18 protein-coding genes and 1 tRNA gene are annotated in these 25,143 nt (G+C 37.8%); 11 read left to right on the forward strand and 8 right to left on the reverse strand.

All coding sequences use genetic code 11. From position 1 onward, the window contains the following. Positions 1 to 2: 2 nt before the first annotated feature. Genes AY601_RS23930 through AY601_RS23940 form a run of 3 tightly spaced genes read left to right on the forward strand, consistent with a single transcriptional unit; the run spans position 3 to position 3,389 of the window. Positions 3 to 734, forward strand: a complete 732-nt coding sequence (locus tag AY601_RS23930; protein WP_068406176.1) for a DUF4843 domain-containing protein — start codon at positions 3 to 5, stop codon at positions 732 to 734. A 10-nt stretch (positions 735 to 744) separates the two neighbouring features. After that, positions 745 to 2,169, forward strand: coding sequence for a PKD-like family lipoprotein (locus tag AY601_RS23935; protein ID WP_068406179.1), 1,425 nt, complete (start codon positions 745 to 747; stop codon positions 2,167 to 2,169). A gap of 44 nt (positions 2,170 to 2,213) precedes the next feature. Next, complete coding sequence (locus AY601_RS23940; protein ID WP_068406182.1) at positions 2,214 to 3,389, forward strand: TlpA family protein disulfide reductase; 1,176 nt, start codon at positions 2,214 to 2,216, stop codon at positions 3,387 to 3,389. 1,356 nt (positions 3,390 to 4,745) lie between these two features. On the opposite strand, the gene AY601_RS23945 is transcribed toward AY601_RS23940, so the two are convergent. After that, positions 4,746 to 5,195 (reverse strand): VOC family protein, encoded by a 450-nt coding sequence (locus tag AY601_RS23945; protein WP_068406185.1) that lies wholly within the window; start codon positions 5,193 to 5,195, stop codon positions 4,746 to 4,748. Positions 5,196 to 5,763: 568 nt separating this feature from the next. Between AY601_RS23945 and AY601_RS23950 the strand changes: the two genes are divergently transcribed. Further along, the gene (locus tag AY601_RS23950; protein ID WP_068406188.1) at positions 5,764 to 6,420 is read left to right on the forward strand and encodes a hypothetical protein; all 657 of its coding nucleotides are present in this window, start codon (positions 5,764 to 5,766) and stop codon (positions 6,418 to 6,420) included. Between the two features lie 282 nt (positions 6,421 to 6,702). Here the strand turns inward: AY601_RS23950 and AY601_RS23955 are convergent. Then, positions 6,703 to 6,776, reverse strand: a tRNA-Met gene (locus tag AY601_RS23955). A 104-nt stretch (positions 6,777 to 6,880) separates the two neighbouring features. Between AY601_RS23955 and AY601_RS23960 the strand changes: the two genes are divergently transcribed. The 3 genes from AY601_RS23960 (at position 6,881) to AY601_RS23970 (ending at position 10,095) form a co-directional block, all read left to right on the forward strand. Then, positions 6,881 to 7,261 (forward strand): START-like domain-containing protein, encoded by a 381-nt coding sequence (locus AY601_RS23960; RefSeq protein ID WP_041882351.1) that lies wholly within the window; start codon positions 6,881 to 6,883, stop codon positions 7,259 to 7,261. Positions 7,262 to 7,300: 39 nt separating this feature from the next. Further along, positions 7,301 to 8,737: an LptF/LptG family permease gene (locus tag AY601_RS23965; protein ID WP_068406191.1), complete on the forward strand. Its 1,437-nt coding sequence runs from the start codon at positions 7,301 to 7,303 to the stop codon at positions 8,735 to 8,737. Between the two features lie 146 nt (positions 8,738 to 8,883). Next, the gene (locus tag AY601_RS23970) at positions 8,884 to 10,095 is read left to right on the forward strand and encodes a bifunctional 3,4-dihydroxy-2-butanone-4-phosphate synthase/GTP cyclohydrolase II (RefSeq protein ID WP_068406193.1); all 1,212 of its coding nucleotides are present in this window, start codon (positions 8,884 to 8,886) and stop codon (positions 10,093 to 10,095) included. On the opposite strand, the gene AY601_RS23975 is transcribed toward AY601_RS23970, so the two are convergent. Beyond that, positions 10,079 to 14,470, reverse strand: coding sequence for a translocation/assembly module TamB domain-containing protein (locus AY601_RS23975; RefSeq protein WP_232324661.1), 4,392 nt, complete (start codon positions 14,468 to 14,470; stop codon positions 10,079 to 10,081). The two genes, AY601_RS23970 and AY601_RS23975, sit on opposite strands and share 17 nt — an antisense overlap. Before the next feature lie 128 nt (positions 14,471 to 14,598). Here AY601_RS23975 and tsaD point away from each other — a divergent pair, with 128 nt between their 5' ends. Continuing rightward, positions 14,599 to 15,600: a tRNA (adenosine(37)-N6)-threonylcarbamoyltransferase complex transferase subunit TsaD gene (tsaD, locus tag AY601_RS23980; protein WP_068406200.1), complete on the forward strand. Its 1,002-nt coding sequence runs from the start codon at positions 14,599 to 14,601 to the stop codon at positions 15,598 to 15,600. 58 nt (positions 15,601 to 15,658) lie between these two features. After that, positions 15,659 to 15,838 (forward strand): hypothetical protein, encoded by a 180-nt coding sequence (locus tag AY601_RS23985; protein WP_068406203.1) that lies wholly within the window; start codon positions 15,659 to 15,661, stop codon positions 15,836 to 15,838. Positions 15,839 to 15,946: 108 nt separating this feature from the next. Here the strand turns inward: AY601_RS23985 and recA are convergent, their stop codons facing one another. From recA to AY601_RS24005, 4 genes are all read right to left on the reverse strand, one after another. After that, a complete protein-coding gene (recA, locus tag AY601_RS23990; RefSeq protein ID WP_183868471.1) occupies positions 15,947 to 16,960 on the reverse strand; it encodes a recombinase RecA in 1,014 nt (337 codons plus the stop codon). A gap of 124 nt (positions 16,961 to 17,084) precedes the next feature. Next, complete coding sequence (gene nth, locus AY601_RS23995; protein WP_068406206.1) at positions 17,085 to 17,753, reverse strand: endonuclease III; 669 nt, start codon at positions 17,751 to 17,753, stop codon at positions 17,085 to 17,087. Between the two features lie 61 nt (positions 17,754 to 17,814). Next, on the reverse strand, positions 17,815 to 18,012 hold the full coding sequence (locus AY601_RS24000; protein ID WP_068406209.1) for a hypothetical protein: 198 nt from the start codon (positions 18,010 to 18,012) through the stop codon (positions 17,815 to 17,817). Positions 18,013 to 18,198: 186 nt separating this feature from the next. After that, complete coding sequence (locus tag AY601_RS24005; protein WP_068406212.1) at positions 18,199 to 18,774, reverse strand: RNA polymerase sigma factor; 576 nt, start codon at positions 18,772 to 18,774, stop codon at positions 18,199 to 18,201. A gap of 266 nt (positions 18,775 to 19,040) precedes the next feature. On the opposite strand from AY601_RS24005, the gene uvrA reads away from it, so the two are divergent. Both uvrA and AY601_RS24015 read left to right on the forward strand, forming a co-directional pair. Then, entirely contained in the window at positions 19,041 to 21,854 is a 2,814-nt protein-coding gene (gene uvrA / locus AY601_RS24010; protein WP_068406216.1) for an excinuclease ABC subunit UvrA, read from the forward strand. Between the two features lie 85 nt (positions 21,855 to 21,939). Beyond that, complete coding sequence (locus tag AY601_RS24015) at positions 21,940 to 22,560, forward strand: LysE family transporter (RefSeq protein ID WP_068406220.1); 621 nt, start codon at positions 21,940 to 21,942, stop codon at positions 22,558 to 22,560. A 1,166-nt stretch (positions 22,561 to 23,726) separates the two neighbouring features. On the opposite strand, the gene AY601_RS24025 is transcribed toward AY601_RS24015, so the two are convergent. Next, positions 23,727 to 24,974 (reverse strand): S41 family peptidase, encoded by a 1,248-nt coding sequence (locus AY601_RS24025; RefSeq protein ID WP_068406226.1) that lies wholly within the window; start codon positions 24,972 to 24,974, stop codon positions 23,727 to 23,729. Positions 24,975 to 25,143 lie beyond the last annotated feature (169 nt).

Genomic DNA, 25,143 nt, shown 5'->3' on the forward strand with positions numbered 1-25,143 from the left:
TCATGAAATACTTATTATATGTGACGGCGGTCATCTGCCTTTTTTCCTGCAAGAAAGAAGCGTTAGAAACCTATCAGGGAAAGGATGGTGTTAGTTTCTTTGCCTATACCTACCAACAACTAAATACCACAGCAGTGAGAAGCTACTCTTTTGCTTTACAAAGCACTGAAAAAACAAGGGACACGATGTATATACCCTTAAGGATTACCGGAAAGTTGTCTGATGGCCCGCGTACAGTGCTGCTGAAAACAGCTGAAGGAACAACGGCAACCTCAGGCGTGGATTTTGAATTGAAAGAAGCTATCATTCCACCTGGAGTTTACCTGTTTAATTATCCTCTTGTGCTGATCAACTCTGCCGGAATGGCAAGTAATGTTTATAGAATTGTGCTGGAGCCAGCAGAAACCAAGGACTTTACTTTAGGGACTTTTGGTCAGACTCCTGGCAATGACGAGATTACTGAAGAGAACTTCAGATATTTGAAGGTTGATGTGACCAGCCAGTATATTGAACCTGCTTATTGGGGTAATCTCCTTACGGATTTTGGAGAATTTAGCGCTGTGAAATACAAGTTCATGGTGAAGGTCCTGGGAATAACAGATTTTTCTCTCGAGAAGATAGGTTCTGATGGTTTGCTGAACTACCCGGTTACCTTAAGAAATGCGCTGGCCGCTTATGAAGCTGCAAATGGTCCATTGTTAGATGAGAAAGGTCAACAGATTTCTTTCCCTTAATTTAAATATTATGCATTTAAAATACTTTTTAAAGCTTAGCCTGGCTGTGCTGATCATGCTAACATTTGCCTGCCGTAAGGACAATCAATCGTTTAAATATGAGCAAATCAACGACATTAAGATTACGGATACAAAAACCAGCTTTACGTTACCTCAACTGGATTCGCTGATCATCACACCAACATTAGCAGAAACATTGCCTGCAGGTGATTCATTTACCTACAGTTGGAAGATTGATTCAAATGTGATTGCTGAATCTAAAAATTTGCGTATCAAAGTAACCTTAAGTCCAGGTACCTATCAGATGATTTATAAGGTAACGAGTAATAGAAATGGTATTTTTACGCTACAGCGTTATACTATTATCGTGACCGGAGCCTATCCGGATGGTTGGTATATCGTCAATAACAAGAATGGAAAAGGTAAGGTTTCTTTGATCCGGACGGATGATGTGATTTTTGACAATCCTATGGAAGTGGCCAACAATAAAAGCTATCCGGGTAAGGCATTAGCCTTATATAATTTTGGGAAGGGTGGTTTCTTCTACTACTTCACAGATCAGAATGTGTATCGGTTTAATATGAACGATTGGCTGGAGCTTGGTGATAAAAGTTCGGTACTTCCAGGTTTAGCTACACCACTTCCGTTCAAAACGGCACCAGTATTTATGATGAACACTTCAAAATTTGAACAGTTTATTGTTGCGGACGGTGGTTTGTACGTTGGCGTTTCCGGTACAAACTCTGATAATGTTAAGCCGCTCACCCAACGCATTCCTGGCAGTTATGATTTGTTCCCTGGTGTTTTTCCCAGCACTTTTAACCTGACCTATTTCTATGATAACACCACAATGAGCTTCATGCAGATGGAGATTTTGTCAAGATTTCTGAAATATGCACCTGCAACCACCACACCATCCGACTCTTTTGACATGGCAAATGTGGGTAAAAAAATGATTGCTTATGACCGCGGCGTAACTACGTTAGGCGATGAAGGAATTGAATGGTATTACATTATGGAAGATAATGCCGGTCGCTACTTAATGTCCATCACAAGTGACTCTAACAACAGCGCCACCGGGGTTAATCAAAAAATGGAGAATAGTCCGGAAATTGGTAGCGCAACTAACTTTGCAACATCATCCATCTTAAAACAACTCTATTATACTGTTGACAATAAGGTGTATTTATACGATATGCTTGCGCAATCAGCACGCCTGATTTATACATTCCCCGGAAGCTATGTAATTAAAGATATTGAAATGCTACGTAGCACCAGTAAACAACTGGTGATCGGTGTGAATAATGGTACAGCAGGTGAGGTTTATTATTTCGACATCAATGGACAGGGACAATTCAGCAATAATACTTACACCAAAAAATTTACCGGCTTTGGCGAAATTGTACAAGTTGCCGCTGCCCGTCAAAATCTATAGACTATACACTCAATTTAAAGAAGGTCACTTAATTTTTAATCGAAATGAAAAAACTATCTATACTTATTGCTATCCTGTTTATAGGATGCGCAGCATACAGTCAGCAGGCAGAACCACCTTATAAAGCAAGTCTTGATTCTTTGAAGATGTTAATTGATCTTTCAAAAAAAGAAGCTATTCTTACGCGCCTGATCAAAGCCCATCCGGCTGATAATTTTGACCAGTACAGAGCCACGCTCGTAGATAATTTCGTTATGGCGAAAAACTCAGCGAAAGCTTTATACTATTTTAATCAGATTACAGAAACTGCACGTATCATGTATGTTGGATCAGTTGCAGAGGAACTCATGACCTATGATTTGAAGGCTGCAGAAATATTAATTCAGCAAGAATTAGCGAATAAAACTAATATTAAGGATGACCGGCTGTTCTTGTTAAATGTATATAGCGAGGTGATGGATAGGCTGGGGGACCATAACAAAGCCTTTGCAGCTATTAAGGAGTGCTATGAGCAGATGGCAGGAAAAAGTGCCGGGATGACTGCAAAATACTATTATTTGATGAGTAAAACGGGGCGGTACCAGGAAGCACTTCCAGAGATGGAAAAAACAGTGATAGCAGGTTTAGCTGATGATAATTTTAAGGACGAACTGAAAAATGCCTATTTAAAACTGAACCCTGGGAAAGATGCAAACGCTTACCTCACCGGGTTAACCAGTCAGTTTGAAGAAAAGTTTAAGGGTAAATTAATAGCTAAAATGATAGCCGAACAGGCACCTGATTTTAAACTTAAAGACGTAAATGACAAAGAAGTGTCACTGTCAGATTTTAAGGGGAAAATTATTGTTCTTGACTTTTGGGCTACCTGGTGCGGGCCATGCAAAAGATCTCTTCCGGCAATGCAGCTGTTGGTCAACAAATACAAGGATGATCCGAATGTGAAGTTTCTGTTCATTCACACCTGGGAGCATGTTGCTGATCCTAAATCGGACGCTGTGAACTACTTGTTGACCCATAACCTGGATCTGCCCTTGTATATGGATGTTAAAAATCCGGAGACGAAAAAGAACCCTGTGGTATCTGCATTTGGTGTAGAAGGAATCCCTACAAAGTTTGTAATTGACGGTAATGGTAAAATACGCTTTAAAACAAGTGGATTTGTGTCGCCAAATGAAGCTGCGGTTAAGGAACTTTCTGCCATGATAGAATTGTCCCGCTAATCAAGTCAATATCTGGTTGACTAAATTTACTTTTAAAATTGGAGGCTGGTTTTGTTTTTATAATTAAAACTCACCATTTTTTGGTAATCAGCCTCCTTTTTTATATGCTTTGCGCTCCCTGTTTTCTAATTTTTGTTCCACGGAATTGATTTAGGTCTGTAGCAGTTTTTTAGGGGCGCACATTATTGTGAAGTATTCCCTATTTATTGTTCTGATAAAAACACTGGATCTGAAGTACGATTACGATCAAATTGCTCAAAATATGTTTATTCTGCTTGTTTCTCAGTTATTATACTATATTTGAAATAGGCACATGGTGGTAGATAGCGCACGGAAAAGGAGTATTTGAATACCTTAAGACATAAAAAAAAACCTAGAGTGTTTCATCTAAAAGTTTGATTATCAAGTAGCCGTCACTGGACAGATTTCGAATTTTTTCTTGTCTGATTTGCAGGAATTGGCGAAAGTCGCGAATCATTTTCAAATCTAGAGGTGGGTCGCTGGTCAATTGTCGAACTAGTTTATCTCTCTCAAGAGAGGATATATATGGTGTGATCTTTCAGTTATAAATTTACTCATTTTGAATTAGATATAATTCTTGGTTTATTGGCGGTAAGTAATCGGTGTTTGATTAGGTAACTACCATAAATTGTAAATAGATCAAAAATTGGTAAGTATACCACTTTTCTGATAGACAATTTTTCAAATTTATTTATTGTACTTCACATATGTATCTACTTTAGTGTAAATCATCGTTTTTTGAGACACTTTTCTTGCTCTATTTGGTGTATGGAAATTTACAACTAAATAAAGGCTTGAAGCTAATTTTTCGGGCACACATAACGAAAATAATATTAACCGTTCTTTCTTAATCAGGGTATTATACAAACTAATAATCCAATTTTATTATCAGGACATCACAATCTTTCATATTTTTTTATACTATATAAAAGCGTGTTTTTGAACACAAGAAAACTGGATATGAACACTTGCCATGTAATAAATTGACTGAAATTTACATCATAATTAAATGGTGGAATATTGATATTCCACCAAGGAAATTACTTAGCTCATTGGGTGTCTTCAGCTTTAAGTCAAGGAAAATTAAATTAGCAAAATGTCTTTCGTTTAATATTCTTCAGGTAGCTACTTCTGACTTTACAAATTTCTAAGCAATGAGGGATTTCAGGAATTGGAGAATAGCAGGTTTTAAAATAAAATGCCCAGTCTTAAGCATTCTATTGAAATGTTAGCTCGAAATCTCTCCAATAATTATAATATTTAGGCCGCAGATGGCTGAAGATTTCTAACCAACAAACCGTTCGATTTCAAATTTCTAAGTTTGCGAAATTAATATCAACTCCAGTTTAGGAGTTCTATTATATTCCCGTCCGGGTCTGAGATGTAAATAAACCTAAATACACCGATATTATCAAAATGATGTTCGCTTAGCTCTCCAATTTTCGATGCTCCATTCTTTAATGCTATTGCTAAAACCCCCGCAATATCCTCTACCTTAAATGCGATATGTCCAAATCCTTTTTGATTGGCTAGTTGTCTTTCAGCATTAATCATTTCTGAATACTGATAGATTTCTAATGTGGGTCCATTATCCCCATAGCCAGGTAGCCGTAATTGTACCCCTTGTAAATTCGCACCAAAGACGCCGGTGCCTTTTTCAAGCCACTCCCCTTGATATTTTCGTATAGGTGGAACCGCTATGCAATTAAACACGATTTCATAGAAACGTGCAAGTTCCTTCCAATCCTTTGTTATAATGTTGGTATGCGCATACTTTATGTTCATGATGTAAATTTTGACTTGATTGTACGTAACGGTATTAAAGGTAAGATTTTTTTGCAATTTGTAATTTCCTGGCGTGATAAAATTTTTTGTTCTTTAAGCCATTTAAAAGTATTGTTTTGCCTTCAAATTTCCTGCAATAAACCAACAAGAAATATCAAGTTTATTGCCTATTGTGTTCTCCTGAAATTGCCACCTAAAATAAACTATTCTATATTACCATTAAAAAATGCTAAATGTAGATTACATTTTTTCCTAATTATAATATTCGATTTGTAAACAACTTCTGTCCTGGCCTTATTGATGCATATAAAGTCTCACTTGAAAGAAAAATATCAGATAGGGGATGGATACCTTGGTTCTGTAAGACATTTTCTATCTAGGGCATAATGTGTAAATATACCTTTCAGCTGAAGAAAGGTATATAAAAGGGCATAAGCGACTTTATTAAAAATCGGTTCCTTAATGTTTGAAAGGTTAAAACTGCCTTATTAAGCTTTGACTCAATTGGGGAAAATGGTTCAACTAAAGCTCTTTGGGTTTACTGTTAGCGTACATTTAACAAGCGTAAATGCTATTGCAATTATTTGATCAAGGGCATAGAGCAATAATTTGGAACCTTATTATAGAGCAAGTTCTAACTATCGGAGATTACCATAATGATACTTGGCCGCATCTAAGTGTTACAGATTATGGAAGCGCTATTATTGGGTCTGTAAAACCAGTTCCAAATGATCCTGCTGGCTATTTAAATAGAATAAAAAAAGAAATCCCCGAATTAGATCCTATTATTGAGACATATCTTGCGGAAAGTGTTAGAACCTATAATATTAATCAGTTGTTATCAGCGACGATTACTTTGGGATGTGCATCTGAAAAAGCCCTCTTAATTCTCATAGATTCCTATGTGAATTCATTTCATGATGAATCGGCAAAGAATGTTTCCCTAAAGAAAATAGAGGGAAGATTTATAAAAACACAATTTGATGAATTTGATAAATCGATCAAAAGGCTATTAGTTAATTTGCCCTATTTATTGAAAGATAAATATGCAAATACTTTAATTGGGGTTTTTGAGATGATTCGAAGTAATAGGAATGGTGCAGGACATCCAACTGGGAAATTGGTGGATAAAGAGACCTTATTTGCCAATTTGCAGGTATTCATTACCTACTGTAAATATATTTATGATCTAAAAGAATACCTTGATACAAACAAACATGATTAGTTACTATCAGCCTTTGTCATCATTTTGATATACAGATAACAGCAAAAAACTCTTATTTTGAGTTGAAGTGTCAGGAAGACTATTCCAAACAGAGCATAAGTTCTGCGCCACTTAATGCGCCAAATGAAGGAGATTTAGTTTGAATATCTTATGAAAGATGGTTTGATTTATCTATATTCGTCATGAGCAGACATTTACTGTTAATAATTAAAAACAGCATTTAAACCCATTTAAAAGCAAAAATCCCTTAGATTTTTAAGTCTAAGGGATCGATAATCAAAGTAGCGGGGAGCAGGATCGAACTGCCGACCTCAGGGTTATGAATCCTGCGCTCTAACCATCTGAGCTACCCCGCCGTGGGCTTCTTATTTTTTAAGAGTTGCAAATATAGAATAAAATACTTTTCTTTAGGAAAAAAAATAAAAATAATTTACAAATAACAAGATATAAGCGATTTAAGATGTCAGAAAAGAAAAAATTTACCCTGGAATATGAGTTGAAGTCGTCTCCGCGTATTTTGTTTAGCTTTATAAGTGAGCCAAATGGCTTGTCTCAATGGTTTGCTGATGATGTAGTTTTCCGTGATCAGGTTTATACCTTCACCTGGGATGATGAAGTGCAGAAAGCAAAAATGTTAAGTTTTAAAGAAAATAAGATGGTGAAGTTCAAATGGATTGATGATGAACCACACTGTTATTTTGAAATGGAAATTGTACAGGATGAATTAACGAACGATGTAGCCCTGTCTATTACTGATTTCGCAACTGAAGAAACACTTAAAGAAAGAACCCAGATTTGGGATAACCAGATTACTTACCTCCATAGTGTAATCGGAGCATAGTATTATAGTATTTGAGTTGCATTGCCTACATTTGTAACATTGAAAAAGATACACATACTACTTCTTAAAGCATTCATAAGACCATTTATCGTCACTTTTTTTATAGTGATGTTTATTTTGCTTATGTTTTTCCTGTTCAAATATGTAGATGATCTGATCGGAAAGGGATTTGAATGGTATACGATTGTGGAGCTGATGTTTTATGCCTCAGCTGCAAATGTATCGATGGCTTTGCCATTAGCGATATTACTGTCCTCTATCATGACTTTCGGGACATTAGGGGAGAACTATGAGCTGGTGGCAATTAAATCGGCAGGGATCTCCTTACAAAAGGCTATGCGGCCATTACTCGTACTAATCATTGGCATTGCTTTTTCATCTTTTCTGTTTTCAGAATACATGCTGCCAAAAGCCAACCTTAAATTTGGCTCCCTGCTATGGGATGTCAGGAATAAGAAATTGTCTTTTCTGATTAAAGAAGGTGTATTTAATAATAGTATCCCTGGTTATTCAATTCGTGTAGATGAAAAAGGAGCGGATGGTACCTCTTTAAAAGGGATCATGATATATGACCATACCGGAAATCAGGGTGTAGCAAAAATCATTGTGGCTAAGGATGGCACAATGAATACCACTAAAGACAAACAATACCTGATTTTAAAGCTGAATGACGGGGTCAGGTACGAAGAGTCCAGCGGACAAAATAAAGGGTATGATCCAAGGCAGCAATTAACCAGGATGCGCTTTGGGCAAACAGAACAGAAATTTGATCTGTCCAGTTTTAAAATGAACCGGACAGATGAGAATAGTTTCAGGTCAAATAACCAGATGCTCAACCTTAAGGGGCTGACCCATAAATCAGATTCCCTGACGAAAGAGCTGGATAGTGTAAACCGGTATGCAAGGGTTAATATTGGCAACTACTATAAACAGAACAATTATACTAAAGGTTATACCAAAGCTAAAGTTGCGCCGGCAAAAATTAATGCAGATATCCTGACTGAATTTCCCGAAGCTAAAAGGATGAATATCGTTCAGGCCGCATTAGATCAGGCCAATTCAATTAAACAGACTGTAGAGGGCAAGATTCCGGATCATGAAGATAAGGTGGCAAACCTGATCAGAATCAGAATAGAATACCAGCGGAAATTTACATTAGCAGTTTCCTGTTTGATGTTGTTCTTTATTGGTGCTCCGCTAGGGGCCATTATCCGCAAAGGCGGTCTGGGTTTACCTGTAGTTATGGCCATTATCTTCTTTCTTTTTTACCATATCATTTCTACGGTAGCAGAAAAGTCTGCCAATCAGGGTAATATACATCCTGTGGTTGGTATCTGGATGGCAATTATTGTCTTATCGCCAGTTGGGGCATTTTTAACCTATAAAGCCACAGTCGATTCCGCACTCTTTGATCTTACTTACTATAAGTCACTGGTCATGAGACTTTTCAAAAAGAGCAAGGCCTCCGGTAAATAACAGTTTACAGAATAATAAGCCTTTAATCAGAGTCTTACTTAACGATGATATTTTAAATATATATTATCCGGGGAAGGTTGTAACTTTGTTTATGAATCTCAAATCGGATTTAATTATATATCCTTTGTTGAAGGTCTGATCATAAAATGGAAATTAAACTGAACGCAATAGAAGATGCTGTTGCAGCTATAAAAGCCGGTAAAGTTGTTATTGTTGTTGACGATGAGGATCGTGAAAATGAAGGCGACTTCCTTACTGCCGCTGGTAATGCAACACCTGAAGTTATCAACTTCATGGCAACACACGGAAGAGGCCTGATCTGTGCCGCAATTACTGAAGAAAGATGTGATGAATTAAATCTGGAGCTGATGGTCGGTAAAAACACTGCAGCTTATGAAACTAATTTTACGGTCTCTGTAGATCTGATAGGACATGGTTGTACCACCGGTATTTCTGCGTCTGATCGTTCTAAGACAATCCTGGCATTAATTAATCCTGATACGAACCCTGATGAACTGGGCAGACCCGGACATATATTCCCTTTGCGTGCTAAAGACGGTGGGGTACTGAGACGTGCAGGCCATACAGAAGCAGCTGTAGATTTAGCGAGATTAGCTGGCATGGTACCTGCAGGAGTGCTGGTCGAAATTATGAAAGAAGACGGGGAGATGGCAAGATTGCCTGACCTGATCAAAATAGCAGCACAGCACAATTTGAAAATAATCTCTATTAAAGATCTGATTGCTTATCGCCTGAAAAACGATAGCCTGATTAAAGAAGAGGTTACGATTAATCTGCCTACAGAATGGGGAGATTTTAAAATGACTGCTTATACACAACTGGAAAACAATGCTACGCATTTAGCCTTAAGCAAAGGCGAATGGACAGCAGATGAAGCTATATTAGTCAGAGTGCACAGTTCATGTGTTACCGGTGATATTTTTGGCTCCTGCCGATGCGATTGCGGCCCTCAGCTGCATAAAGCATTACAGATGATTGAAAAAGAAGGTAAAGGAATTGTAGTTTATATGAACCAGGAAGGCCGTGGTATCGGTCTGGTGAATAAACTGTTGTCTTATAACCTTCAGGATGCTGGTTTTGATACCGTAGAAGCGAATATTAAATTAGGCTTTAAAGGTGATGAACGTGATTATGGGGTAGGTGCACAGATTTTAAGAGCACAGGGCGTTCGTAAAATGCGCCTGATGTCTAATAACCCTACTAAAAGAGCCGGGCTGATTGGTTATGGTTTAGAAGTTGTAGAGAATATCCCGATTGAAATTGTGAGCAATTTACATAACGAGACTTACCTGAAAACAAAAAGAGATAAAATGGGCCATACTATAATGAAGGGGTAGTCAATACCGCTTCTTTAAGTAACCTTTTTTGTTCTTCGGTGACCGCATCTTTATTAACAGATTGTTTTTTATGCTGACGCGTGTCATCTTGTTTATTCTTTAAGTTCTTGCGGTATTTTCCCGTAACCTTTTGAACAAACTCTCTGAAATTATCAAATTGCTGTGAATAAATCAGACCGAATGAAGTTACATTCACGTTCTGATTTATTCCAGTATTGACAAAAATACTTTGTTGTGTAGGCGGTTTATTGGCCAGCTTACCAATCAGCGTACCATCCTTGCGGATGAGTGCCAGGACTTCAACCTCACTACCCACGCTATTTCTTGAAAATCCGATAGGCGAGAGATCACTCGTACTTCTGTTATCTATAACGCCTGCATTGACAATGATCCGGTTATTGAAAAACTTGAACGAAGCACTGGCTTCACTGAGTGACCTGATATTAATATCTACAAAATCAAGGTTCAGTGAAGATAATACATTGTTAAACTGGTTAAAGAGCAGTTCTGTTGCAGTACTGGCAACACCAGAAGTTACTTGTTTACCTAAATCTTCTTTACCTCCTCCGGGAGCAAAACTTCTCCTGATAATTAAACTGAATGCCTGAAGGTTCAGATTGTTCGGATCACTAAAGTAAGCCTGAAGCTCTTCTTTAATCGATGGGTTAGAAGGGAAGAAAATATCCAGCTTAATATCTGGTTTCAATAAAAGACCACTTAATCCCATCTCTACTTCTACAGGCACCCTTAATAGAGAGTTACTGCTATTATCTCTGTTGGCAGCAGCATACAGATCAGAAAGACCTGCTCTAAGCTCATAGATCGCCTTAAGCTGTATTTGGGCTTGTGTCGGATTTCCAGTCCACCTGATTGTCCCCCCTTGCCTGATGTTGAATTTCTTATTAATAATCTCCTGAGCGGTAAAATCAAAACTACCCGATTCAATAATATAATCTCCTGACATCTCAAAGTCTCCAAGACTATTGATTTCCAGGTTAAGATCGGCATTCCCTTTTCCACTTAAGTTCCCCAGATTGGTAAACAGGTTAGCCGTACTATTAGGGTCAACCTGTAGTTTAAAGCTCATGGTGATCCCGTCAAAGCTTATTGCTTTCTTAACATTTGCAGTGGTATCCCTGCTCAAAAAGGTAATGAAGTCTTTACTGGAAACGGTTTCTGAACTATTTAATGGAAGATTGAATACTGTTCCTTTTTCTGTTTTGGCATCGATTCCAATGAATAACTTGTTTGTCGGGCCTTTGAAGATGAAAGTACCTGTGGCAAAAGCTTGTCCGAAATAGAGTTCGTTATCTTTGATCGTCGTATTTAAAGCCATGAAGTTTTTGGCTTTAATGTTAATGTCCAGCGTTGGCGTATTGATATTGTTCATATCTACCGAACCTTGAGCGGTTGCAATATTACCGCCGGAGTCTTTTAATTCAAGATCGTCAATGTCGATTACACTTTTATCTACACTCACTTTCTGCGATATCGTATAAGCAGTTTTTAAGTAGTTAACGGTTAATTCTGCTTCATCAAGCGTAATATCCCCATCAATCTGCGGGGAATTAAATGCACCTTTAATGGTCAGGTCAGTAGAAATGTGCCCTTTAAGGTTAGAAACCAGATCACTTACAAATGGAGACAATACAGTCAGTTCGCTTTCATCCATTTTCACGGTAAGGTCTATGTTTTTCTCCTTCAGATCCAGACGCCCGTTCACTTTAAGGGTTTCTTTCCCATCTCTGTTGATCCGCGTAAATACATTGGCAAGATTGGACTCCTGATTATAAGAAGAAGTATCCGTCAAAGAGCCTATGTAAGTATCATTGAAGTTCAGGGAGTCAATTTTAATATCATCATTGATCTTTGGTGATTTCAACAGGCCGTAAAGTTTCGTATTACCGTTTACACGACCAGATAATTGTACACCAATTGTTTTAAGGAAAGGGTTTAGTGTTTTTAAGCTGAAGTCTTTAAACCCTACTTTAACAACATCGTTAACATCTTCGGATAAAATTCCATCAACAGTTAACAGCTGATTGCCATTTCGCAGATCAAAATTACTAATCTCAGTTTTACCATTTTTAAAACCTATTCTTACTTTATCCTGAATAGCCCAATCCTGACTGTTAATTTTTAATATAGAAGGAAGGACACTGATACGGGTTGTGTCTTTTCCAAATTCTACCAGTCCGTTTAAATCCAGCTGATTCGCATCATCTGCATTGGATAGTTTGATGTTGAGTGCAAGACTATCATTACGAAGTACATTTGAAATGTTGACATTTTTGATATATAAACTATCATTTAAGTCTACACGATCGGAAGTAATAATTGCCTGCAACTGATTGGTAGTCGTGTTTTCATCGATAATAATATTGTTAGCGATGACCCCTTTATATTTCAGTTTTTTGATGAATCCGTTCAGTGTGGCTATTTTCTTTTCGGAATCAAAATTTCCTACTAATTCTGCCTGATCTTCTATTTCCAGACCTGGGGCAATTAATTCGGCAACAGGCTCAAAACGTTTGATCTTAAGCTGGAACTTAAAGATCTGGTTTTTGAAATTTACAATGTCTGCTTTAAGAGAAGGGATGTAAGTTTTTGCAAGTGATTTATAATAGGAAGGAAGGGTATTCAGATCATACTGACCTTGAATACTAGCTTCCAGTACGTCAGAATTAATTCTTAACATCCTGTCTGCACCAATTCCTTTTGCTTGTAATTGAACCGAGTCAATGTTATAGATTCCTTTTACATTGTTAAGTCTTATTTTCTCAATCAGTAAATCACCTTGAATATTGTTCAGGTTAGTCCCTGAAAAATTGGTCTGGAAGGTCGCATCTACCATCAATGAGTCTTTAAACAAATGGAGATTACGGAGTTTGGCATTTTTGATAGAAGCCTTAAAGTCGAATACAGGAAGTTTGGGATTTAAGTTGACCCCACCGTCAAAGTCAAGTTTTATATTCTTATCGTCAATACTCAGTTTCCCGTCGAAATATTTTTTGTCAAACTTTCCATCCACTTTAACATTGGTATAACGGTAGTTATTGAAGTCGATATATTTTACGTCGCCATTGACCTGCTCGGTCAGGCTATTCAGTTCTATACCTTTACCTTTCACATAAACCGAGGCGGTTATCTTTCCAATACTATTTTCATCAATCAGGTTTCCTAAATTAAAGTCGTATGTTTTTACATTTCCGGAGTAAGAAGGGACTCCCTGCTTACTGATTTTCATGTTTACATCTGAAACGATTCTGCCTAATTTGGTTTTAAACTCGCCAAAAGCAATAAAGTCATTTTGAAAACCTGTAAAGTTCCCATTGAAATAAATAGTACCGAATTTCTGAACGATCACAGGGATTGCTGTTTTACGATTCCCGGTTATACCAGTCAGCAGTTCATCTAAATCCTTTTTATTAGTGGAAGCCATCTCAACCTTCATCTCCATAAAAGTTTCATCGAGTTCAGGCAGGCCTTTCAGGTTAAAATCACCTTTGATGTAGGTTGCCTTACCGGCTTTAACAGAGAGCTTTTTTGCCCTCAGGTTATTCACAAGTCCAGTAATCTGTCCATCGATGTCAATGTTCAGGTTCATCTTTGCAACTTCAGAAGTGAAATAGGCGACATCTTTTGAATCCAGGTGACTGTTTTTGAAATGAGCCTTCATTCTCACCTTATTTACATAGTCGCTGAAGTCTTCAAAAGCATGGAACTTCATTTCGAAGTAGTCCGACAGATGACTTTTATTGGTCACCAGGGTTAACTTTTTAAGTTCAATACGGTTGGTATCTACCGTCGTAAATGCGGATAGGTTCTTCAGGTAAAAACCACTTTTTTCTTTAAAAGTCAGATTTTTTATATCCGCTTGCATCAGGTGATCGGTCGTATTCAGCTTTTCGAAAATACCGTTCAGGTTCGTCAGTTCCACATCCTCAAAGTTCACCCCGTTCATTACGGTATCGACATTCAGGTTTTTATATTTTAATTGCAGGTTATTCAGGATTATCCGGTTAAAGGTAATCTTGTAAGGCTTCTTTTTCTTTTTAACAGTGGTTGAGGGACCTGAATCAAAATAATCAATGATAAAGTCAAGATTTGTTCCCTTATCTTTTCCTTTATATTTTTTCAGGAAGAAAGAGCCATTATTCAATTGTACTGTATTGACGTCAATGATCCGCTTTTCAAAAGACAGCATGTTGAGGTCTACAATAAATTTAGGCGTACTTAGCAGGGTATCTTTTTGCTGATCAAGTACCAAAAGGTCTTCAATGACCAGATATTTGAAAGGTTTAACGTAAATGCTTTGTAAAGAAATCGTCGTGTTTAATTCTTTAGACAGGTAATCTGCTGCTTTTTTTGCCACAAATGTCTGCACAGGCCGGAACTGAAGCGAAAATAAGATAATCGCGAGCAGCAGCAGAATCGATGCAATAAACCAAAGAAGTATTTTTAATAGTTTTTTGATAGTTTTGTAGCTTAATAATAATCAACGTGTCAGTAATACTTGCTATCGAATCCTCTTGTGATGAAACTTCTGTTGCTATTTGTAATAACGGCAAAATTACTGCCAATGTTATTGCAAACCAAACTATTCATGAAAATTATGGAGGTGTAGTTCCAGAATTAGCATCAAGAGTCCACCAACAGAATATTGTACCAGTAATTCAGCAGGCATTAATCGACGCTAAAGTTAGCAAAAAGGATATAAATGCCATAGCTTTTACCAGGGGACCGGGATTATTGGGATCTTTATTGGTAGGCGTGTCCTTTGCGAAATCTTTTGCACTGGCTTTAGACTTGCCGCTTATCGCTGTGAATCATATGCACGCACATATTCTTGCGCATTTTATTGATGATCCGAAACCTTCATTTCCATTTTTATGTTTAACCGTTTCTGGCGGGCATACACAAATTGTTTTAGTGAAAGACTATTTTGATATGGAAATTGTAGGGGAGTCACTGGATGATGCTGCGGGAGAAGCGTTTGATAAAACTGCCAAGATTCTGAACCTTCCTTATCCTGGCGGGCCACTGATTGATTTGCATGCAACAAAGGGTAATCCGCTGGCTTATAAATTTCCTGAACCTCAGATCAAAGATTTGAATTATAGTTTCAGTGGTTTAAAGACTGCAATATTATATTTTATCAGGGCGCAGGAAAAGATGAATCCTGATTTTATTCAGGAGAACCTGAATGATATTTGTGCTTCTGTACAGCATAGCATTGTACATATTTTATTAAACAAGGTGAAGAAAGCAGCAAAGCAGTATAATATTAAAGAGATTGCAATTGCTGGTGGTGTTTCTGCAAACACCGGGTTGCGTAAGGCGCTGGAAGAGAAATCTGAAGAACTGGGCTGGAAAGTCTTTATTCCTGCTTTTCAATTTTGCACCGATAATGCAGCAATGATTGCGATTGCCGGCCATTATAAATTTATCAATCAAGAGTTTGTTGGTCAGGATATTGCTCCTGCATCAAGAATGGAGTTTTAAGCTGTTACTTCGGGTAACAGGCGTATATTTAATATTAAAGACACTAAAATAATTTGTTATGAATTCAATGAGTTTTTTATTTTTCGGCATGATGCTGATCCCTTTTATTTTGCTTTTGATCTGGATGATCAGACAGGATAAAAATAAGAACTATATCGGTCTTGTCGTACTGGTTGCAGCTATATTTATAGCCGCTTATGTGGCGGTTAACGTGGATATGAAGTTTATGAACCCGTAAGTTATTTTCCGGGTTAAAAAAAAGGTGTGCCCCTGGTCTGCCCAAAAAGTTAAACACTTTCTGAGGCAGACCAGGGGCACACCCTTTTTTTATTTAGTGATGTTGACCTTACAACAATTCTTCTAATTTCTCACCAGTTACTTCTTCTCTGATTTTTCTTTCGATTTCGTCAGCTAGTTCTGGATTGTCTAATAATAACTGTTTAACAGCATCTCTTCCTTGTCCTAATTTAGTTTCACCGTAAGAGAACCATGAACCTGCTTTTTTAACAATATTGAAGTCTACACCTAAGTCAATGATCTCACCAACTTTAGAGATTCCCTGACCAAACATAATATCGAATTCTGCAATTCGGAATGGAGGCGCTACTTTGTTTTTAACGATTTTTACTTTTACTCTGTTACCTGAAACTTCATCAGCATCTTTAATCTGAGAAGTTCTGCGGATATCAAGACGTACAGAAGCGTAGAATTTCAAAGCATTACCACCAGTTGTTGTTTCCGGGTTACCGAACATCACACCAATTTTTTCACGTAACTGGTTGATGAAAATACAGCAACATCCTGTTTTAGCAATTGTTCCTGTTAGCTTTCTTAGCGCCTGAGACATTAAACGTGCCTGAAGACCCATTTTAGAATCACCCATTTCACCTTCGATCTCTGCTTTTGGTACTAAAGCTGCAACCGAGTCAATCACGATGACATCAATAGCCCCTGATCTGATCAGGTTATCAGCGATTTCTAAAGCCTGCTCACCGTTATCTGGCTGTGCAATTAAAAGGTTGTCTACATCTACACCTAATTTCTTTGCATAGAATTTATCAAATGCATGTTCTGCATCAATAAATGCGGCTACACCACCTTTTTTCTGTGCTTCAGCAATGATATGGGTTGCCAAAGTAGTTTTACCAGAAGATTCCGGACCGTAAATCTCGATCACACGTCCTTTTGGTACACCACCAATACCTAAAGCGATATCTAAGGTAATAGAGCCGGTTGAGATAGACTCAATAGATTCGGTAGGTGTATCACCTAATTTCATCACGGCACCTTTACCGTAAGATTTTTCTAACTTATCTAATGTAAGTTGTAATGCTTTTAATTTATCTGGGTTTGGGATCATCTTATTTAATTAGGTCGTAAATATAAAATATTTAAAACTATATACAGTAGTAATTATACTAATTTATTTAGCAAAAATAAGTAATTATTTTCAATAAATAATAAAATATCTTAAAATATTGAATTTAATGCGCTTCCTGGCTAATAGCTTTAGCGGGCTTGTTCAGTTTTTCAAAGTATTTGCAGATCGAAGTGATTTCACAAATATTACATTTCGGGGAACGTGCAACACAAACATACCTGCCGTGAAGGATCAGCCAGTGATGGGCCACATGAATAGTTTCCTGTGGTAAATACTTAACCAGATCTTTTTCTACTGCCAGTGGTGTTTTTCCTGTGGTTAATCCAATCCGATTGGCTACACGGAATACATGGGTGTCTACGGCCATGGCTGGTGCGTTATAGATTACTGAAGCAATTACATTGGCAGTTTTCCTGCCCACTCCGGGCATTTTCTGCAATTGATCGATATCTGAGGGGACTACATTGTTAAATTCGTTTAACAGTATGTTAGCCATACCTACCAGGTGTTTCGCTTTATTGTTCGGATAACTTACACTCCTGATATAATCGAAAACAATATCGGGGGTAACCTCTGCAAGTGCTTTCGCATTCGGAAAGCGTTGAAATAAAGCGGGGGTAACCTGGTTGATTCTTTTATCGGTGCATTGTGCGGATAAAATTACAGCGACCAGCAGCTGAAAAGGATTATTGTAATGAAGTTCTGTTTCAGCATCGGGCTGTTTAGCAGAAAAATAGGCTACAAATTGTTTATACCTTTCTTTTTTAAGCATAGTGGGACAAAGATAAAACAAAAAAAGCTGCCATCACTGGCAGCTTTGTCTTTTAGATTGATTACAGAGACTTGGAATAAGCCAGGATTTTGGAAATAGTTTCCTCATCAGGGTTTCTGTTCAACAAGTCCATCTGAGATTTAATGCTTTCATAAAACATTAAATCAAGGTCGTTGAAAAACTCACTGCTTATATTTTCAGCATGCTGATTTAAGCAGTGGGAATTTGTGATAGGAGTAGAGGTTGTTATCATAAGCATTAAACTGTTTTCGTTTTCTAATTTAACGAAACAATTTAACATTTATTTTCATCAGAGCATATTGTTTTTTCCGTTTGTCTGTTTTTATTGAACTTATGAGCACTACGGGGTTTCAGCAGATTAATTCTGGCCTGATAGGGACGCTGCTAAAACGATAAACACTATAACACTGACTATTTCAGCCGATTAGGTCACTTCCTTCACTTTCATCATTTTACGAAGATTACTCAAGGCATATCGCATCCGGCCTAATGCCGTATTGATACTTACATCGGTAAGATCCGCTATTTCTTTAAAACTAAGGTCTGCATAATGGCGCATAATCAGTACTTCTTTCTGTTCATCGGGCAAAAGCTGGATCAATACACGCAGGTCAGTATGGGTTTGTTCTCTCAGTAATTTATCTTCTGCATTTTCTTCGTGAATTTGCAGCATATTGAGTATATCAGTCCCATCTGCACTGGTAATTACCGGCGCACGCTTTTCGCGTCTGAAATAATCGATGACTAAATTGTGGGCAATACGCATTACCCAGGGTAAAAATTTACCTTCTTCATTGTACCTTCCTGAACGGAGTGTATTGATGACTTTAATAAAAGCATCCTGAAAAATGTCTTCTGCTAAATACTGATCTTTGACCAGTAAGTATATAGAGGTGTATATCTTGGATTTGTATCTGTTCAGGAGTTCTTCAAGAACTGATTCATTTCCTTTCAGGTATAACTTCACTAATTCCTGATCACTATATGATTGTAACTTCATAGGATTATCTAAACTAAATTCCCTTGCTTGGTGTGCTAAAAAAAGATTGAGTAGATGTTTTTGCTATAGTGGTTCTCCTATGTTTTTTAAAAATGGTTATTTAATCGATTGTGTTACAACTCCAAAAGAAGCATTTTTTTATCAGATTACAAGAATAAAAGTAGTAAAAAAAATTAAATTAGTTTAAAGAGCCGTATTTTTGCATTCTCCCTACAAACTAATTTTGTGTTTTTTGGGTTATATTAGCAAATCCTATAAGGAAGTCAATGAGTAAGGAAACGGAGAAAGATCCACATAAAAACATTATTATCAAGGGTGCCAGGGTACATAACCTCAAAAATATTGATGTTGCAATACCGAAAAACAAGCTGGTAGTCATTACTGGGATGTCGGGTTCAGGGAAATCTTCCCTTGCCTTTGACACGCTGTACGCCGAAGGACAAAGAAGATACGTAGAAAGTCTTTCTTCTTATGCCCGTCAGTTTATGGGCCGGATGAACAAGCCGGATGTTGATTATATCAAAGGTATTGCCCCTGCCATCGCAATTGAACAGAAGGTAATTACATCCAATCCGAGATCTACGGTTGGTACTTCAACAGAAATTTATGATTATCTGAAATTGCTTTTTTCAAGAATTGGCAAAACTATTTCTCCGGAATCCGGGGTAGTAGTGAAAAAGGATACCGTAAGTACGGTTGTTGATTTTGTAGCTAAACTTGGAGAGGATAGCGTGGCCACAATTTTCTGCCCGCTTCATCCGCACAATAACAGATCTGTTAAAGAGGAATTGGCTGTATTGCTGCAGAAAGGATTTTTAAGGGTTTATCTTGGAGATACAGTTCATAAAATTGAAGCTGTGCTGGAAGATGAGCAGTTTAAGGATACTGAACTTAAAGATTCTGATACGATCAAGATCCTGATTGACCGGATTGTTTTCCATGACGATGATGAAACGATGAGCCGCCTGGCTGATTCTGTTCAGACTGCCTTTTTTGAAGGTAAGGGTGATTGTTATGTAGAGCATGAGGGGAAAGTCACTCATTTCTGTGATCGTTTTGAGTTGGATGGGATTCGTTTTGAAGAGCCTACACCGAATTTCTTCAGTTTCAATAATCCTTATGGTGCTTGTAAGCGTTGTGAAGGGTATGGAAATGTGATTGGGATTGATGAGGATCTGGTCGTTCCTGATAAGAGCAAGAGTCTTTATGACAATGCAATCGCTCCGTGGCGTGGTGAAAAAATGCGGGAGTGGTTGAATAAGCTGATTAAAAATGCATCGAAGTTTGATTTTCCTATTCACAGGCCTTTCAATGAGTTAACAGAGAAGGAACAGCGGTTAATCTGGACCGGTAATAAATATTTTGAAGGACTGGATGCATTTTTTGAGGAGCTGGAGCAGCAGACTTATAAAATCCAGTATAGGGTGATGTTGTCTCGTTACCGCGGAAAAACTATTTGTCCGGATTGTAAGGGTTCGAGGTTGCGTAAAGATGCTTCTTATGTTAAGATTGGTGGAAAGTCAATTGTAGACGTAGTATTAATGCCTTTGTCGATTATCCAGGATTTCTTTGATAAACTGGAGCTATCTGACACGGATGTTAAGATCTCAAAGCGTTTATTGGCAGAAGTGACCAGCCGTGTGCTTTATCTGAATAATGTTGGTTTAGGGTATTTAACTTTAAACAGGTTATCTAATACACTATCGGGTGGAGAATCTCAGCGTATTAATTTAGCAACTTCATTAGGCAGCAGTTTGGTGGGCTCTATTTATGTATTGGATGAGCCTAGTATTGGTTTGCATCCAAGGGACACGAATAAACTGATTGAGGTGTTGCAGTCTTTGCGTAATGTTGGAAACACAGTGATCGTGGTTGAGCATGAGGAGGAGATGATGAGGGCTGCGGACCATATTATTGATATTGGTCCTGAAGCAGGTACTTTAGGAGGGAATCTTGTTTTTACAGGTACTTATAAAGAGATCATTAAGGATAAAAAGAGTTTGACGGGGAAATACTTGTCTGGTGAAGAAAATATAGTTATTCCTGTGGTGAGAAGAAAGTGGGCTGACCATATTCTGATTAAGGGGGCAAGGGAGAATAATCTTAAGAATATTGAGGTGAAGTTTCCGCTTGGTGTTTTTACGGTTGTGAGCGGGGTTTCCGGATCGGGCAAAACGAGTTTGATCAAGAAGATTTTATATCCTGCGTTACAAAAGGCAATTGGTAATTATGCTGGTGAACAAACTGGTTTATATGATGGGATATTCGGCAATTATGAGCTGATCAGCCAGGTAGAAATGGTGGATCAGAATCCTATTGGCCGTTCTTCGCGTTCTAATCCTGTAACGTATGTAAAGGCTTGGGATGATGTTCGTGCTTTGTTTTCTGCTTTGCCTGCTGCGAAGGCGGCTGGGTTAAAGCCTGCTGCATTTTCTTTCAATGTGGAGGGTGGCCGTTGTGATGTTTGTCAGGGTGAGGGTGAGGTGAAGATTGAGATGCAGTTCATGGCGGATATTTACTTGCCTTGTGAGGCTTGTGGTGGCCGCAGGTTCAAGCAGCAGATTCTTGATATTACTTATCAGGATAAAAATGTGGCTGATATTCTGGATCTGACGATTGATGAGGCGGTAGGGTTTTTCAAGAATGAGCCTAAAATTTTAAATAAGTTGCAGCCGCTTGTTGATGTTGGGTTAGGGTATGTTCATTTAGGACAGAGTTCTAATACTTTGTCTGGTGGTGAGGCGCAGCGGATTAAGTTGGCTTCGTTCTTAATTAAGGGAAATAGTGCGAGTAAAACGATGTTCATTTTTGATGAGCCGACTACTGGTTTGCATTTCCATGATATTAAGAAGTTGTTGATTGCTTTGAATACGTTGATTGAGCAGGGAAATACGATTTTAGTGATTGAGCATAATATGGATATGATCAAGTCTGCGGATTGGGTGATTGATATTGGGCCTGAGGGTGGCGATGGGGGTGGAAATGTTGTTTTTGAGGGAACTCCTGAGGATCTCATTGGTGTGAAGGGTTCTTATACTGCAAAGTATTTACTGCCGCATTTGAAGCCTTCTTTGGTTTAATCATGATTTTTTAAGGGCTGATGTTTGTTCGTCAGCTCTTTTTTTTGATAAATAATACGGATTAATTAAATTTTTATATTAGCGCATGCTTTTTCTAACCTTATTCCTCGGGATAATTCTAAATTCGATAGGGTATATTCCACCTGGAAATATCAACCTTACGGTGGTACAGATTACTATTACACGTGGGATAAAACAGGCTTTGTATTTTATTCTTGCTTTTTCTGCGGTTGAGGTTTTGTTCACGTTTGGTGTAATGAGGTTTGTGCAGTGGTTGTCGAGTGAGATCAAGGTTGGCAATTATATTGATGTGGTGATGATTGTGATGTTCACTGTTTTGGGGGTGATTACGTGGCGTTCAAGGAAGGAAATGCCTAAGGCTGATTATTCGAAGAAGGATAGTATCAGGTATGGGATGTTACTTGGGGTGCTGAATCCGATGCAGATTCCTTATTGGTTGTTTGTGGGGACTTACTTGATTTCTCATGAGTGGATTGATATTGGGTATTTGTCTTTGACGGTGTTTAGTATCGGGTCGGGGATTGGCGCTGCTGTGGCTTTGTATGGTTTTGCAAGGTTTGCGCAATATATTCAAACTAAATTTGCTTTAAGTAGTTATGTGGTTAATAGGGCGATCGCGTTGCTATTTTTCGCACTTTCCGCTTATCATGTTGTTAAACTGGGGCTCGTGTACTTAGGGAAATAAAAAACCTGGTATGTGTTTTCCGACTGGCATTCCCCGAACGGGAATGAGGTCTGGAAAACACATACCAGGTTTTTTATTTTCGAAAAGTAAGGTTATATGGGTTAACAATAGGATTGCGCTACAAGGAAGACAAGCGTGACGACGCGGTTGGTTTGCTTGTTGGAGAGCTATCAGGTTTGCTTGTTTGATCTTTCCTGCCTGCAAGAAATAACTATTTCTTCCTGTTTTCTGATTTCACAGAAAACATCTTTTATACTCCTTTCTGAAATACTTTGTCTTTATGCCTGTTTACAGCTGTTCAGCTGTATTTCTGTTACTATTCAGGTACTAGTCTGCATTCTTTTAAAACAGGTTTTAAGCGGGTTACTGGCTATGTTGTCCAGCAGTTTGAAGCGGGTTTGATACGGGTTTGATACGGGTTTGAAACGCCTCGACCCGTATCAAACCCGTATCAAACCCGTATCAAACTGCAACCAGACACAGCCAAATACCTTGTTGTAATAGGATTCTTTTATAATCAAACTATTATCTGTCTGGTTAGTGTATAAAGTTATTACAGATTTAAAAATCAGAACTATGGTGATATTTAAAGCTCTGATGATAGCTATACGGGATAAAAAGGTAATCGAATTGATTCCTGCCTTTCAAGATTGTTAAGGAGTTTTACCGTTGGATTGCTTTAAGACTTGCTTGTTGGATCGCTATTAGGATTGCTGTCAGGATTGCTTGTTGATCACATTATAAAGTAATATAAAATTGAAATCATCATCACTGTATTAAGTAAGAGATATCTGAGGACATGATTTCTTAAAAAAATTATGGCTAAAGTACTTGATAATAATAGCAGCAAATTGGATTGATGTAATCCTTTGTTTTGTGGATCTTTCGTATAGAGATAGATGTTGAACCATACTAATAAGATTCCAATGATGATTAAAATTCCTAAAACTATATTTTTCTTGTTCATTAAATTTAAAATAATCCATGACCACTAGCAATGACATTACCATCACGATCTACTAATTCAACTATTGCAGTTCCGATTTGTGATGGAACAATATAGCGAATAGTTACAGTACCTTCATAACCAGGATTGCTTGTTGGATCGCCAGGAATATTATTTAATGGCTAACTATCGGGATCGCTTATTGGACTAATAATTTCAATTATTTTTTAGTTAGTTTCAGCGCATAATTTAATTGACTATCTGCTTTCCCGCTGATGTCTTGCTGGATTTTGTACTGGGGTATGATCCCTCTTGCTTTTTTTTTTGCGGGCTTTACTGCCATATCGTATTTGATGGTACCGAAGGAGATTTGGATTTTACTATGAGGGAGTGTAGACTCTATTTGTACACCGGATGTATTGCCTTCGTAAGTGCCGCCGGTCTCTTCTCCGATAAATTTCCCGCGGTTGTTACTGGATACTATAGCACAGAATTCTGCTGTTGTTGAAAATGATAAGCCATCGATTAAGAGCCAAAGTTTTCCTTTGTAGTTATTTGGTTGTGGATGGGTATGCTGTAGGTTAGGGTGAGCTGTGTTTTTTAGCTGATAGTTGTGCGGGCTGGTTTTTAATAACATCTCTTTGTTGAGGTTATTGTAGGAGGATATACTGCTTTTAAATTCATCGTATGGAAGGTCTGTTGTGGCTGCAGTCAGTCTTTTATAATATTGAAATGGTTGTTGTGTTAAGTAAGAATAGAGTAGCGGGCCGTAGGTATCTCTGCCTCCTGTGTTTCCACGTAGGTCTATAATAAGTTTTTTTATTCCTTTTTGATGAAGGGTAGCAAAGGATTTTTTCAGGAATTCCGGGAAGTTTTCTCCGGTTTTTTCCAGTTGTGATTTCTCAAAGCTTTTAAGTGTAAGGATGGCTGTGTTATTGTCTTTGATTGCTAATTGCAGGTGTTTTGCAGGTTTATTCTCATTCTCATCGCCGACGAGCTCTTTTTCTGGCTTCCCAGTAATTTTGATTTGCTTTATGGCTCCGTCCGGGGTTTTGATTTTAATCGCGTAAAGGGATTGTTCACCTTGGGATAAGTAATAGTAGAAGTAAAAGAAGTCATTTAATATTTTTAATTTTTTGGTCTGAATGTTTCCGTCAGAAACGATGTATTCCATTACGTTTTTTCTGATCAGTTCAATTGATTGATTGTTTATGGTCAGGATTTCTGAGCCTGCAGGTATTTGAGCATTGCCAAGGTTTGCCTGGTAGGTATGGTATTCGGTGAAGTAGAGTCTCAGTGGAAAGAATCTGGCTTTTTCTTTACGGTATTTTTGCAGGGTTGGTGGAAGGCTACAGTATAAATGACCGTCTTTAATAGTACTGAGTATCTTTTTTAAGAGTTTATAAAATTCAAAATCTGTAGTGCCTGGTTGAATGGTGTTATAGGTGCTGTCAAGTAGAGCATCCATCTTTGACTGGTTGTTGTAGCGATAGAGGGATGGATAATTGTTTTTTAAGAGCTTAATGAAGATTGTAAAGTCTGTTTTTAAGCTGTCAGTATGTTTTTCCTGTGCGTTTAAGGCAGTTGATTTACTGCATAGGGTTAGGATCAGGCACAGGATGAATAGTAGGGAGGAT

Origin of the sequence: Pedobacter cryoconitis, from assembly GCF_001590605.1 — a bacterium.
GTDB classification, from domain to species: domain Bacteria; phylum Bacteroidota; class Bacteroidia; order Sphingobacteriales; family Sphingobacteriaceae; genus Pedobacter; species Pedobacter cryoconitis_A.